At 64.7% G+C, this 13,984-nt stretch carries 8 protein-coding genes; 4 read left to right on the top strand and 4 right to left on the bottom strand.

Annotation, left to right across the window (positions count from 1 at the left end; translation table 11 throughout):
- Positions 1-227: 227 nt before the first annotated feature.
- The 3 genes from VGH98_17795 to VGH98_17785 form a co-directional block, all read right to left on the bottom strand.
- Positions 228-1,835 (bottom strand): methyltransferase, encoded by a 1,608-nt coding sequence (locus VGH98_17795; protein HEY2377830.1) that lies wholly within the window; start codon positions 1,833-1,835, stop codon positions 228-230.
- Positions 1,819-3,273 carry a type VI secretion system contractile sheath large subunit gene (locus VGH98_17790; protein HEY2377829.1) on the bottom strand — a complete coding sequence of 485 codons (1,455 nt, stop codon included), beginning with the start codon at positions 3,271-3,273 and terminating at the stop codon, positions 1,819-1,821. Before VGH98_17790 ends, VGH98_17795 begins: the two co-directional genes overlap by 17 nt.
- 83 nt (positions 3,274-3,356) lie before the next feature.
- On the bottom strand, positions 3,357-4,910 hold the full coding sequence (locus tag VGH98_17785; GenBank protein HEY2377828.1) for a class I SAM-dependent methyltransferase: 1,554 nt from the start codon (positions 4,908-4,910) through the stop codon (positions 3,357-3,359).
- A 143-nt stretch (positions 4,911-5,053) separates the two neighbouring features.
- Between VGH98_17785 and tssK (VGH98_17780) the strand changes: the two genes are divergently transcribed.
- A complete protein-coding gene (gene tssK, locus VGH98_17780) occupies positions 5,054-6,415 on the top strand; it encodes a type VI secretion system baseplate subunit TssK (GenBank protein HEY2377827.1) in 1,362 nt (453 codons plus the stop codon).
- Between the two features lie 160 nt (positions 6,416-6,575).
- Here tssK (VGH98_17780) and VGH98_17775 read toward each other — a convergent pair whose 3' ends face one another.
- A complete protein-coding gene (locus VGH98_17775) occupies positions 6,576-8,084 on the bottom strand; it encodes a hypothetical protein (protein HEY2377826.1) in 1,509 nt (502 codons plus the stop codon).
- 187 nt (positions 8,085-8,271) lie between these two features.
- Here VGH98_17775 and tssK (VGH98_17770) point away from each other — a divergent pair, with 187 nt between their 5' ends.
- The 3 genes from tssK (VGH98_17770) to VGH98_17760 all read left to right on the top strand — a co-directional run bounded on the left by tssK (VGH98_17770) (position 8,272) and on the right by VGH98_17760 (position 13,980).
- A complete protein-coding gene (gene tssK, locus VGH98_17770) occupies positions 8,272-9,618 on the top strand; it encodes a type VI secretion system baseplate subunit TssK (protein HEY2377825.1) in 1,347 nt (448 codons plus the stop codon).
- A gap of 135 nt (positions 9,619-9,753) precedes the next feature.
- The gene (locus tag VGH98_17765) at positions 9,754-10,482 is read left to right on the top strand and encodes a DotU family type IV/VI secretion system protein (protein ID HEY2377824.1); all 729 of its coding nucleotides are present in this window, start codon (positions 9,754-9,756) and stop codon (positions 10,480-10,482) included.
- 42 nt (positions 10,483-10,524) lie between these two features.
- A complete protein-coding gene (locus VGH98_17760; protein HEY2377823.1) occupies positions 10,525-13,980 on the top strand; it encodes an ImcF-related family protein in 3,456 nt (1,151 codons plus the stop codon).
- Positions 13,981-13,984 lie beyond the last annotated feature (4 nt).

Genomic DNA, 13,984 nt, shown 5'->3' with positions numbered 1-13,984 from the left:
GCGTCACGCTCGAGGGGGCGCAACGTGCTTGATGTCTGCGCCGCGTAATGCCATCGAGGGGTGCTAACACACTCGCCGGTGATCGTGCGCGGCCGCACACTGATGTCGACCGCATTGGTGACTAAGCGGTCGTCAGTGGGGCCTATCATGCACTCGTTGCGGCCCATCGTCAAGCGAGTTGACAAGGGCGAAGTCGTTGCCCCTGCGGCGCCTGTGCAACAGAACCGCTAGTCGGCTCGTTCGACCGGGCGGCTTCCGGTAGGCCGCTCTCGAACCCCGGCACTCTCCCGCATTGCCGTCGAATCCGGCAGCCGAAACTCGTCGATCTCGATCAACCCCGCGTCCACCAGCTGGCGAATCATCATCGCGAACATGTCCTCCGGCGCCGCATCCGGCACCGCCCGGGTGTCCCGCAGGTACTGGAGGTGCTCGCGGGCGGTCATTCGCCCATCGCAGAACTGCAACAACGTCGCGTACCAGTTCGGGCACGCCGCCTCTACCGCGAACGGCGCGAGCGTCACCAACTGACACTCGTCCACCGACCACTGGCCATCGTGCAGCATCGAGCGCGATCGCAGCTCGGTGTGCGGCAGCGTGCGCGGACGACTCGCCAGCAACCGGCGGGACAGCGCCGCGTCCCAATTGGCCGTACCGACCATCCAGCGCAGCACCCACTGCAGATCGGGCGAGCTGGTGAGAGGCGACAAGGCGCGCCGCGTGGTAATCACCGCACGGTCCGTCGCCCGACGCTGGAAAAGGATCGAGCAGAACACCAGCTGCTGAATGCGCAATCGCTCGAGCGTCTCACTCATCTCCGCGAGTCGTTCGAACGGCGCATATCCCGCCTTTGCCTGATCCGCGAAAAAGTGCATCGGATCAAGACCGCGTCCCTGAACCAGAACGACGTCGAAGTCGTCGCTCGACTCGGCAAGCATGGATCGCAGCCGCTGCTCGAGCGTGTCCCCTTCGCGCTCGGTGAGCATGCACTCGCAGAAGAACTGCCCGCCCGGCGTGAGATGCTCGGCTAGCCCTGCGATAATCTGGCGTGTCACCTGCTCGCCGTCCTCACCCGCGTCACGAAACACGAATTCTGTCTGGAGCGCCGGCACATAAGGCGGATGCGCGATGATGACGTCGCAGCGCTGGTCGCCTAACGCGGAGTAGACGTCGCCCCGCAGCACGCGCACATTCGCGAGACCGTTCAGCGCCACGTTGAATTCGGCGAATCGAACCGACCGCTCGGCGATATCGACGAGCGTGGCGCGCCGGGCAAAGCGCGCCGCGGCGACCAGTCCCGCGATGCCCGTACCCGTGCACAGATCCAATAGGTGCTCGCACGACTCGCGCGGCATGAGTCGAAGAAAGCGCTGGGTTTCGCGCGTCATCGGCGAGAAGACAAGATCCGACGGCGGGACCTCCTGCGTGCTCTCGAAGCCGTGACGACGGTCGGACGCGATGTAGAGCTCCTCGACGGGGTAGATCGCGACCGTCGCCGTACAGAGTGAAGGCTCCTCGAGCACGGCGTGGAGGAGCCCGAGATCCTCGAGCACTGTGACGTCGCCCGGCGAGAGCATCGATTCGGCAACGCTCCGCGCGACGCGATCCCCGTCCACGAAGAGCCTCACGAACAACGATTGCGCGTCAGAAACGTCCTTGAACGCGCTCCGCCCCTCTGGACGAGGAAACTCATAAATCGAATCAACCCCGGCGCGAGCGCAAACGGGGGTCTCCTCGAATCCGCTCCGGAGGAAGAGCTCGCGGACGCGCGCGAACTGGCCCGAATTGCCGGGCCGAAAAGGTTCAGACGTCCAACGGCTGTCAGTCGCCGTCGGCATCGTTCGATGTGTTCCAACGACCGCGCAGCCGAGTCAATGGCTCCGCGATCGATTGCAGGCGCGGGAAGATCACGGCGTCGCTGTCGCGCACCGTGAGCAGCGGCGACAGTCCGCTTTCCAGCAGCCGTTCCGCGGCGCGCTCACTCAACACCGCCTCCGCGCATGGTGTCGCGATCGTTTCGCCGTCGGCGCGATAAACGTGGAGCGGGAGATTCGAGATCTCGCGTCCGGGCCGGAGGTTCCAGCCGTATTCGCTGAACCCCTCGCCGATGAGCAACGCGGCCGCGACGCCGCCGCTGCCCCAGAGATAACTCTCGTGCTCGGGACGTGTGTCCGGCACGTTTTCCTCGAACTGAATGAGCTCGCATTCGTCGGTGCGCTTCCCGTACGGAAGCCTCAATAGAATGCGCGGTGCGATGAGAGACACGTACGGCGCGATGCTCGAGGCGCGCAGGGCTGGCCAGCCGTTCGGTGCCTCGGCCATCCAATCATCGCAATCGGGCGTCGCCGCGATCGATTCGGTGCCGACGAGCGCAGACGAGCCACCGGACACAAAGGGGGCCCCTGCATCACGAGCGACGCGTCCCAGACGGCCGAGGAGCGCGAGATCGTTCTCGTCGCGACCTAACGTGGACAAAGCGACGAGCAGCGCCCACGGATCGCTCCCGGGTGTTCCGACGCTCTGCTCGACGAGGAGACGATGTAGACCCGAGCGCTCGATGTCGTCCGTGGCGAGATCGGCGGCGAGCTCCTCGCGAGAGATATCGACGACGTGAACCTGAAGAGCCGAATCGGTATCCAGTCGCCTAACGAGGAAGGCGGCTTCTCGCCATGCAGCCTCGAGCGCCTGATAATCCGCATCATGCAGGATCGCGCGCAACTCGGCCGTCACCGCGGCGTCGACGCCGGCCTTGATCTCCTGGGCGGTAGGGTCCGGAGTGCGAACGAGATGAGGCGCCACGGCGCGTTGGACAAACTCCGACAGGGCGCTGTCCGAAGGTTGGAGCGTTGGTCGCGCCGGCGCCTTTGCGAGGGCGGCACCGCCGGGTGGCATTGGGGCGTCGCCAAGAATTGCGTCGAGAGCGCCGGCTGGCGTCGGCGGCGTTGGCATCCGCGAAGACAGGAACGACGCCGACGCGAGCGCGCGCGCGCCCGCGTCGCGAAGAGCGCGAAAGCGCGGAAGCCGCTCATAGAGACCATCCGGATGAAAATCGTCGAGTGCGGTGAACCCGATCTCGACACGGTCTCCTTCGCTGCCGACGTTGAGTTGCAGTCGTGGAGCAAAGTGCGCGATGGCATCGTCGATCGAGTCGCGATCCACGCGCACGGATCGACGCGCAGCGAGCGCCTTCCCCTTTTCGAGAATGCCGCGATTCGCACGACCGCTGAAGTCACCGATCAGCGCAATGCGAAAAGGACCATAGGCCGGCGGCTGCACGGTACACCTCGTAGGCCGAAGGATGCTGCACGAGCCATTCTGCTACGATAGCACCCCGTTTCAACCGGCGCACCAGCGAAACACTAGGCGATGAGTAATCCCGACAGTCGAAATTGCTGAAACGCGTGGTCCACGGCCAAGGCGACGGCGCCGCGCTCCGCCGGTCCCAGATCGAGCTCGCGTCGGGCAATCGCTGCCATGACTTCGTCGACGACCTTTCCATGATCTCGTGTTCCGTTCAGTTGCTGGAGCACAAATCGATCGAATGGAGAGAGCTCGACGGCCACGTGCAGGAGCGACGTCACGAGAGACTCGTTGCGCGATTCGAGGCGGGCGAGCGGACTCGCGACTGGTTGCAGGCTGAGCGTCGAGCAGCATGGCGTCGGAGCCATCGTTAGGTCCACGAGTCGGACCAGCGCGCAACGGAGCATCGCGTCGGCGAGTGTCTCGCGGGAAAACCCGTCCCCGCCCTCCATGCGCTCCTGCGTCCGGGCGGCGAGCGCCTCGAAGGACAAACCGCTTGGACGCGCATCGATGAGCGAGTGCAATGCAGCGCGCGCGAGCGGATGGGCCATCGTTGCAGCGACGCCTTCGTGCGTGCGAAAGACCTCGACTCCTGGTTGCTTCGCCTCTGGTGCCTCCGCGTCGACATAGCAGCGGGCTCGCGTGACCATCTCCGGCACCCACGTCGGCACCGGCTCGCTCTCGACGCCTCGGCCGGCGTGGCAGAGCACCGAGCGACGGAACGTGCGATTTCTGACGTAATCGAAGTACTGCTCGTACTGGAGATTATCGGTAGACCAGGAGCGCAGTTTGGCCCGGAGCTCCGGACTGAGTTGCGTATCGGTCAATGACGCTGTTGCCTCGGTGACGTACTGAAGCCCGACCGCCGCCGCGCGACGCGCGAAATCGATGAAGTAGACTGGATGGTTCTCCGACTCGAGCTCCTCGTGCATGAAATAGGACTCGCTCGCGTCGCTGAGCGTGTGAATCTCCTCCTGCAGAACGGCGGCGTACACCTCGTCGGATTTCGGCACCGCCTTCGCGACGGACTCGAGCAGATCACGGGCGCGCTGCACGCGTTCCGAGGGACTCAGCTGCGGCCGATCATGAAAGAGCATCATCTCGCGCACGAGCCCACGCGCGTGCCAGCCGGGATATGTGTTGTAGCTGACGTACGCGATGCCGTCAGGAACGAGATTGCGTGAGCAAACACTCAGAATCGCGTGCTGGACGTCGGGTGGAACCCACGAGTAGACGCCGTGGCTCACGATGTACTCGAAGGTGCCGAAATCCTCGTCGACATCCATGACACTCATCGCCTCGAAGCGAACGTTCTCGAGGCCGATGGTTCGCGCCGCGGCTCGCGCGCTCTCGATCTGTCGCGGCGACAGATCGATGCCCACGAAGTTGCTCTCGGGGAATGCGAGCGCCATCGATAGCAGATTGCCACCAGTGGCGCAGCCGACGTCGAGCACGCGGCACCGCCTAACGTCTGGCGTCGAGAGTCCGCGGAAGCGAGCGACCGCGGCGAGGTAGTCGGGCCGCGTCCCCGCAATCGCGCCTCCGCCATACGGCACGGCGTCGTAACTGGCGAGAAGAGCAGCTGAGGGCGAATCGGCGACGTGAGCGCACATGCGATTTGGGGGGAGAATGCGGGGAGCCAGTATGGGGAACGGGACGCTCGAAGTGCAACGGTTGGTAGTTGGTGATTGGTGGTGTGTTGCCCTAGCCCCTGGCCTCTAGCACCGAGCCCCTTCGCTCGCCTACCTTAGGGCCCATGCGGCAGATGCAGCCCGTGCTCTGGACGAAGGGCGTCCTGCTCAGTCCTCAGCACTTCCAGACCCAGGACCGATTCCTCGAGGACCTCCTCGAGTTCCAGCTCTCGTCGCTGGTTTTCAGTCCGTGGGGATTTCGCCGGCTGGAGATCGATCGCGAGGCACTCGCGGGCGGCAGCTTCGCCATCGCGTCCGCCTCCGGGATCTTTCCGGACGGCCTCCTGTTCGACATGCCCCTCTCGGACCCGACGCCGCCTCCAAAGCAGCTCGAGGGTGCGTTTGCTCAGGATCAGGAAACGCTCGACGTCTACCTCTCGATCCCTGAATACCGTTACGGTGGACACAACGTTTCCGCGGCGCAACGTGAGCGCGACACGCGGTATCGCGCCGAGGAGCTGCTGCGCCGCGACGAGACGACCGGGCGATCCGAACGGCCGATTCAAGTTGCCCGGAAGAACTTCCGCATCCTCTTCGAGGGGGAATCGGCCGAAGGCAGCACCATACTTCGGGCCGCACGCCTAACGCGAACCACCACCGGCGATTACCAGTTGTCGTCGGCGTTCGTCCCGCCACTCATAGACGTGGAGGCGAGCGAGTACGTCATGGCGATCGCTCGCCGGCTCATCGAGATCCTGTCCGCGAAGAGCACCCAGCTTTCCGGCATGAGGCGTCAGAAGAATCAGAGCCTCGCCGACTTTGGGATCGCGGACGTGGCGAGCTTCTGGCTACTCTATACGGTCAACAGTCATCTCCCGCTGCTGCGGCATCTCTACGAGACTCGGCGAGGACATCCGGTCGCGCTCTTCGAGATGATGCTCGAGCTGGCGGGTGCGCTGACGACGTTCTCGATGCGCATTCATCCGCGCGATCTGCCGGCGTACGAGCACGACGAGCTCGGCGCCTGCTTCACGAAGCTCGACGAGCAACTCCGTGAGCTCCTCGAGACCGTCGTGCCGGCGAGCACCGTGTCGATTCCGCTGCGCGTCGTGCAGCCGTCCGTGCACGCAGCCGCGCTGGATCAGGACAAATATCTTGCGGCACCGCAGATCTTCCTCGCGGTCTCGTCGTCGTCCACGGTTCCCGCGAACGAACTGGTCCAGCGCGTACCGAGTTTGCTGAAGGTGAGCGCCGCCGGTCAGCTGGATCACCTCATTCGTCAGGCACTCGCCGGGATCGCGCTCACCTACGTTCCGACGCCGCCGACGGCCGTCCCCGTGAAGCTGAACTACCACTACTTCCTGCTCCAGAAGGCAGGACCAGAGTGGGAGGCCGTTTCGCGCGCCCGCAACATTGCCGCGTACGTACCGGCGGGACTTGGGGACGTGCAGCTGGAGCTGGTGGTGTTGCTAGGGGCTAAAGGGTAGAGGGCAGAGGGTTGCGGGTAGAGGGTTGAGGGTTGAGGGTTGAGGGTTGAGCGTTGAGGGTAGAGGGTTGAGCGTTGAGGGTTGAGAGCGAAACCCTCTGCCGACAACCCTCAACCCTCCGCCCATAACCCTCCGCCCATAACCCTCTGCCCATAACCCTCTACCCTCTACGCAAGACCATCCACGCGACGATCGCGACCGTCGCGAGGATCACGACACTGAAAGCGATGACGAGTGGCAACATCGACTTCGACGCCTTCGGAGCCGGCGCGGCCGGGCTCGCGGTGGGAGGTTGGATCGCGATCGGAGGCGGTGGCGGCACCACCACTCGCCCCATTATTCGTGTGTAATCGCTCTGCGGTGCCGGGCTGCCGAACATGCCGGCGGCCGGCGCGACGCCCCACGGCGACGGCGGTATCATTGGGGCGTTAGGCGCCGATGGCGGCGCGTTAGGCATTGCCGGCGTGTCGGGAAGGCGCGAGGCCGTCGGCGAACTTGGCGGCGGCGTCATACCGAACGACGGAGCAGGAAGGACGCTCCCGAAGGAAGGCGCCGGCGGCGCGGCGCCACCTAACGAAGGTGGGGGCAGGATCGTGGACGGGATCGCCGCCATCGCGGGTGGCATCAGATCGATCCGTGGCGATGGATCGAGCGGGCCTGCCGCGTTTGCCGGCGACCCGAACGCGGGCGGCGGCATCATCGGCGGCGCTGCCTGGGGCGCTGCAGGAGAAGGTGCCGACGAGGGCGCTGTCGTCGCCGACAGTCGCTGAAACAGCTGCGTGAACTCGCCGCCGCTCGGCTGCGGTGGTGCATTCGCCGGCGGTGCCGACGATCGATCGAATGTGGGATTTGGGGCCGGTTGCATCACGCGTCCAGCTCCCGCCGCCGGCGCCGAGGGCTTCGGCGTTTCCGCTGGTAGCTCGTCTGGAAGACGCGTCTCACCGATACGACCGAAGATCGCGGTGAATCCCGCGCCCTCAGCCGGCGCCGGAACCGGAGCTGGGGCCGGAGACGGAGGCTGCGCGACCGGAGACGCCGGACGTGGCGAAGGCTTCGGTGCGGCGATAATCAGTGTCGGTGAATTCAGTTGGTCCGGGGATGGGGCCTTCGAGGCTGGCTCCTTGTGCGCGGGAGCAGGAGCCGAAGCCGCGGCGCCCATGTTACCGAAGATGCCCGTGAACTCGCCCGCTGATTTCTGTACTGGTCTGGCTGGCGCAGGTGAAGGCGCAGCCGGGATCGATGCTTTTCGCGCGGGCTCGTGCTCGACTCGGTGCGCCATGACCGGCGGTGCAGCCGGCGTTTCGATCTTGTTGAACGCGCGCGTGAAGTCACCGGGGGCCTTGACCGGTGACGCGAGAGGTACCGAGGTGGCAGGCACACTGACCTGATCGAGCCAGGTCGAAAAGTCGGCGAACGAGCTAATGAACAACGTGACGGCGACAGGCGAGCCGTCGACATCGATGATCTCGAGCATCTTCTCGCGCGCGGGGGGCTTTAGCGAGTCCAGACGAGCGACCGTCGCCGATCGCTGCTCGGGAGTCTCGGAGTCCAGATAGTGCACCATGACCATCCGCCCGAGCGCGACCTGCTGGGCAAGAAAACTCCGCGCGCCACGCGTGGCGACGTTCTTCAGTAGTCGGTATCTGGCAGCGAATTCAGTGCTTGTCATCGGCGACCCGCAGGGGGTACGTTAACGCCCAGCGGCTGACGCGAGCCAGCGATGTCCATCCGGGCAATGACGAACCGAAAATCCCCCAGCAGTTTCCCACGGGGGCAGGGGCACGCAATATAGTGCCGGTGCTCGCCGAGCGCCTCACATCGCCGGCAGTGCCAATAGATCGAAGGACGGAGCGGAGATGAAGCAGCTTTCGCGCGTGGTATGGAACGAAGGTATGCACCTGGCCCAGCATCATTTCCAGGCGCAGAGCCGGTATTTCGAGGACGCGATTCAGTTCGCGATCTCGAGTCTTTTCTTTGCGCCATATGGGCTGGCTGGCTGCGAGCTCGACACCGAAGCAATCCGAAACGATGCGGTTTCCCTCATTCACGCCCGCGGAATGATGCCGGATGGCCTGCCGTTCGACATTCCCGCGAGCGATGCCGCGCCTGGCCCACTCGACGTCCGCGAGCTCTTCTCCCCGACGCAGCAGTCACACCTCGTTCTTCTCACGATCCCCGCGTATCGCGCCGATCAACCCAACTTTGGTCAGAATGGGGAGACGAACGGCTCGGGCGCCCGATACCGAGCTGAGGCCGCTCCGATGCTCGATGACACCACCGGCCGCGACGAAAAACCGGTGAGCATCGGACGCAAGAATCTGCGTCTCGCTCTGGATATCGAGCCCCTCGATGACGTTGTCTCGATTCCGATCGCTCGCGTCAAACGAGATGGCGCCGGTCACTTCATATACGACCCTGAGTACGTGCCCCCGTGCGTCCAGGTCGGCGCGAGTACGCGGCTCATGCATCTACTCGGACGTCTCATCGACATTCTAGACGCCAAGAGCGATTCGATGGCGCGTGGCCGCCGCGGCAGCGCGGAAGAATTTGCGCGGCAGGAAGTCGCCAGCTTCTGGCTTCTCCACGCGATCGACTCGACGCTCCCTGCCCTTCGGCACATCGCTCAGGTGAAGCGCGTCCATCCGGAGCAGCTCTATGTCGAGCTCTCTCGACTGGCGGGCGCCCTGTGCACTTTCGCGCTCGATGCGCACCCGAGGGCGCTGCCGCTCTACGATCACGATCATCCGCAGGAATCCTTCGACGCGCTCGACAAGCATATTCGCGCGAACCTCGAAGTCGTGACTCCTGCGGCGCGAACCGTCGTACAACTGAAGGCGACGACTGCCTTCCTGCATACGGGCGCGATTGCCGATCAGCGAGCGTTCGGCCGGTCGCGCTGGATTCTCGGAGTGCGGTCGTCGCTCACCGGCGTGGAGCTCGCCGCGCGCGTTCCCCAGCTGGCAAAGGTGTGCTCGGCCAAGTTCACGCTCGAGCTGGTGCGCCGCGCATTCCCCGGACTGCGCATACAGCACATTCAGTTTCCGCCGGCCGCGATCGCTCCGCGCTCCGATACGCAGTACTTCTCCATCGACCGCGCGGGACCGTGCTGGGAGACGCTCAACACGACGCACGAGATCGGGGTTTACCTGCCGGACGCCATCCCGAACGCGCAAGTGGAACTGGTGATCGTCGCCGAAGATTGACACTGGCTGCCTCGTGCGCTTGGGCGCTCGATGCAACAAGGGCCGGCTCCTCCCGCGATGCCGGCCCTTTCCTTATGTTAGCCCGCGATTCAGTCGACTTGCCTCACGATCACAGTTGCAGGACGGGGTGGTTTCATGACAGCAGTGGCAACCGAAAGACCGCGCGGCGTCGGTTCCGACGCGACGCGTCGAGGTCTGTTGGCGCTTTCTCTCCAGGAGCCGTTCACGACGATCGCTCGCCTGCGCGCGAACCGGCAGGTCGCGGCCGACGGCGAGTCCTTCCGCGCGCGCATCAAGCAGGTCCTCGCGGGCGCCGAGCAGGAGGCGAGACAGGCGGGCTACGCGGCGGACGACATCCGGCTCGGCCTTTTCGCCGTCATCGCCTTTCTCGATGAGACGGTACTCAACTCGGGGCAGGCCATGTTCGCCGATTGGCCCCGCCGGCCACTCCAGCAGGAAGTGTTCGGCGTTCACATGGCCGGCGAGTTGTTCTTCCAGTACCTGCAGCAACTGCTCGGGCGGCAGGATTCCGAGGATCTCGCCGATGTGCTCGAGGTCTACGAGCTCTGTCTGCTCCTCGGCTACAAGGGACGCTACAGCGCGTCGCAAGGTTCGGAGCTACAGGTGCTAGCCGGACAACTCTCGGAGAAGATCGATCGGGTGCACGGGGGAGTTGGCGAGCTCTCACCGGAGTGGCGTCCGTCGTCGACCGAGATTGGGCAGCCACGCGATGTATGGGTACCACGCCTCATCGCGACGGCCGCCGCGGCTGGCGTCCTCGCTCTGGTGCTCTATGTCGGTTTTGCGATCTCGTTGCATTCAGGTAAATCCGATCTCGCGGTCGCGACGCAGCTCGTTCGCTGACGTCGAGTTGACTGGCGGATCGTCGAAGCATTTGGAGTGATCATGACGCGACGTATCAAGATCTGGATCATTGCCGCCGCGGTGCTGCTGGTGTACGTCGTCGCGGCGATCGTGGCGGTGCGACTACTGCATCCGACGGGTGGCGGCGCCTGGCTGCTGCGTGGTGGTCTGCCGCTGCTCGGACTCATCTCCGCGGCTCTCATCCTCTGGTTCTTCCGCGATCAGACGCCGGCTGGTCCGGCGACGCCGGAAGCGAAGCTGGCGGGTGAAGTTGAGCAAGTATTCAACACGGCCCGTGCTCAGCTCGTCGCGGCGAAGCCTGGCGGCAACAAGGACGCGCGCTTCGCCAAGCTGCCTGTCGTGCTCATCCTCGGGCCGCAGGGGAGCACGAAGACGACCGTTGTCGTCCGCTCCGGCCTGGAGCCCGAGGTCCTCGGCGGCGAGACGATGCGCGGTGACACCGTTGCGCCGACAAAGACCGCGAACGTGTGGTTCGCGCATGGAACGGTGTTCGCTGAAGCCGGTGGATCAGTGCTGGCCGCACCGGAGAACTGGAAGAAATTCGTGCGTGCGCTACGCCCGCGCAGCCTGGTCGCAGCACTCACGGGCAAGCCGCAGGCGCCGCGACTCGCCGTCGTCTGTTACGGTTGCGACGAGCTGCTCAAGGCCGGAAACGGCGAAGCGGCCGCCGCCGCCGCGCGGACGCTGCGCGAGCGCCTCGGCGAGGCATCGAGTGAGCTCGGCGTCCAGCTTCCGACCTACGTGCTCTTCACGAAAGCGGACGCGATTCCGAACTTCGAGGCATTCGTCCGCAACTTCTCGGCGGACGAGGCTCGCGAGCCGTTAGGCGCGTCGCTCCCTCCGGACACCGAAACCGGCGGAACCTACGCCGAGCGCATAACGCCTCGCCTGGAGCGGGCGATGCAGGACATTTATCGCTCGCTGGCTCGCCGGAGGCTGCCGGTGCTGTCGCGCGAGCACGCCGCTGAGTGGAAGCCAGGCGCGTACGAGTTCCCGCGTGAAGTGCGGAAGGTCGCGCCGCTCATCGTCGAGTTCCTTCGCGAGATCGGAAAGCCGAGTGCGCTGAAAGGAAGCCCGGTGTTGCGGGGCTTCTATTTCACTGGCGTCCAGGCGGTGTTCGTGAGCGACACCACGCCGGAGTACACTCCGGCACTGCAGCAAGCGCGCGAGATCGTCGGCGCGCGCTCGGCGACCGGCGTCTTCTCGGTGCAGCAGCTTGCGGCGACGGCAGGCGCTGCCGCGGCGCCGAGCACGCCACGGACGCGCAAAGTGCCGCGCTGGGACTTCCTGCCGCGGCTGTTCCGTGAGGTCATTCTCGCCGACGATGCCGCAATACGCCTAACGCAAGGCGGTGAGCGCGTTGGATTCCTGCGGCGCGCCACGCTCGCCGGCGGCGCCGCATTGGCGCTATTGCTCTCGATGGCGTTTGCGATTTCGTACAGCGGCAACCGCCAGCTCGAGCGGCAGGTGGGGGACGCCGCGCGCGGGATTGCTGCGATCTCGCCGAACAACGTCGATTTCCCTCCTCTCGACGCGATGCGAAAGCTCGACACGCTGCGTGCGCAGATCGACACGCTCAGCGAGTACGAGCATCATGGTGCTCCGCTGTCGCTCCGTTGGGGACTCTACAGCGGATCGTCGATTTTTTCCGAGGTGCGCGACGCGTACTTCGCCGCCTTCAATCGGCTGATGTTCGCGAACGCCCGCGCGAATCTCCTGCAGTCGCTTCGCAGCTTGCCAGACTCGGCACGGACCGGCGAGGATTATGGGACGAGTTACAGTTTGCTCAAGGGCTACCTCATCACGACGACATATCCGGAAAAGAGCACGGTCGATTTCCTGTCGCCGGTATTGATGACGCAGTGGTTGAATGGCCACACGCTCGATTCCGCGCGAGTGCAGATCGCGCAACGGCAGTTCGACACCTACGCCCGCGAGCTCCCGTTCCACAATCCGCTGCCGCAAAAGGCGGACAACCTCGCGGTCACGCGCGGGCGTGCCATCCTGCGGCAGGGCTCGGGCTCGGAGCGCATCTATCAGTTCATGCTCGCTGAGGCAAACAAGGCGAGCCAGTCAGTGCAGTTCAATCGGCGCTATCCCGGCTCGGCGCAGTATTTAGTAAGCTCATACGAAGTGCCGGGAGCGTTCACGAAGGCTGGTTATACGTTCATGCAGGGCGCGTTCAAAGGCGTCGATCGCTACTTGCAGGGCGAGAGCTGGGTCGTCGGCGAAGGCGCGCCGCAGCCAAACGAGACAAAGCTCGTCGCGGATCTGCGCGCGCAGTACACGAGCGACTACATCGAGAACTGGCGGCGCTTCCTGCGCTCGTCGTCGATCGCGCATTATGCCAGCGTGCGCGACGCGTCGCAGAAGCTGACGGCGCTGAGTGGCAATCAGTCGCCCTTGCTGACGCTTTTTTCGATTGCATCTCGCAACACGAACGTCGCGCCCGACATCGCCACGGTATTCCAGCCGGTGCAGGCGGTAACTCCGGCAGCCGATACGACGAAGCTGATCGGTCCGGGGAATCAGGCGTACATGAGCGCGCTCGTCGCGTTCCAGACAGCGCTCGACCAGGCGAGCGGTCCGGCGCAAGTCCAGACCGCCGCGTCGGCAGGCGGTAACGCGAAGTCGGCGGTGCGCACGATCGCGGCGTCGTTCACGATCGATCAACAAGGCCAGATCCAGAGCACCGTTCAGAAGCTGATGGAAGACCCGATCAACAACGCCGATCCGTTGCTCGCGCACTTCGGCGCCGATCAGGTCAACGCGCGCGCGCGCAACTTCTGCGCAGGCACACGCCTAACGCTGAACAAGTTCCCCTTCAATCCGGCGAGCACGATTCAGGCGTCGATCTCTGAAGTAACTTCGATGCTCCGGCCGGGATCTGGGTCCCTCTGGACGATGTACTCGGAAGTACTCCAGAGCTCTCTGCAGAAGCAGGGAAATTCGTATCAACAAGTACCGAGCGACGTGAAGCTCCTGCCCGGATTCGTCGACATGTTCAACCGGCTGGCGGCGTTTTCGGATCTGCTCTTCGCCGGAGGCACGCCGGATCCCAAACTGGAGTTCCGAGTCGCGCCCATCTTTACCCCGGGCACGAATGGCGTGCAGGTGATGCTGGAGGGGACACTGGTCGAGACGCGAGGCGGCAACACGCTGACCCAGACCATCGACTGGCCCGCGACGAACCACGACGGGCGTGTCTCGGTGCTGCTCGGACAGCTTCCGTACAACGTTGTCGGGCCGTTCAGCAGTCCCTGGACGGTGTTCCAGGTCTTCTACGCCGCCGATTCATGGCAGCAGATCGGGCAAGTCAGTCGTGCCGAATGGATTCTGCGCTCCGGAACGCAGGGCGTCTCGCTCCCCAATGGCGCTACGCTCAAGGTGTCGGTAGACGTGACCCCGACAAACGCAGCGAACGTATTGCACAGGAGCTACTTCTCGGGCATCTCGTGTGGCGAGGCTGCCCGATAGACGG

It is taken from the genome of Gemmatimonadaceae bacterium, assembly GCA_036496605.1.
Classification (GTDB): Bacteria; Gemmatimonadota; Gemmatimonadetes; order Gemmatimonadales; family Gemmatimonadaceae; genus AG2.
This window is presented reverse-complemented; position numbering and strand designations above follow the sequence as displayed.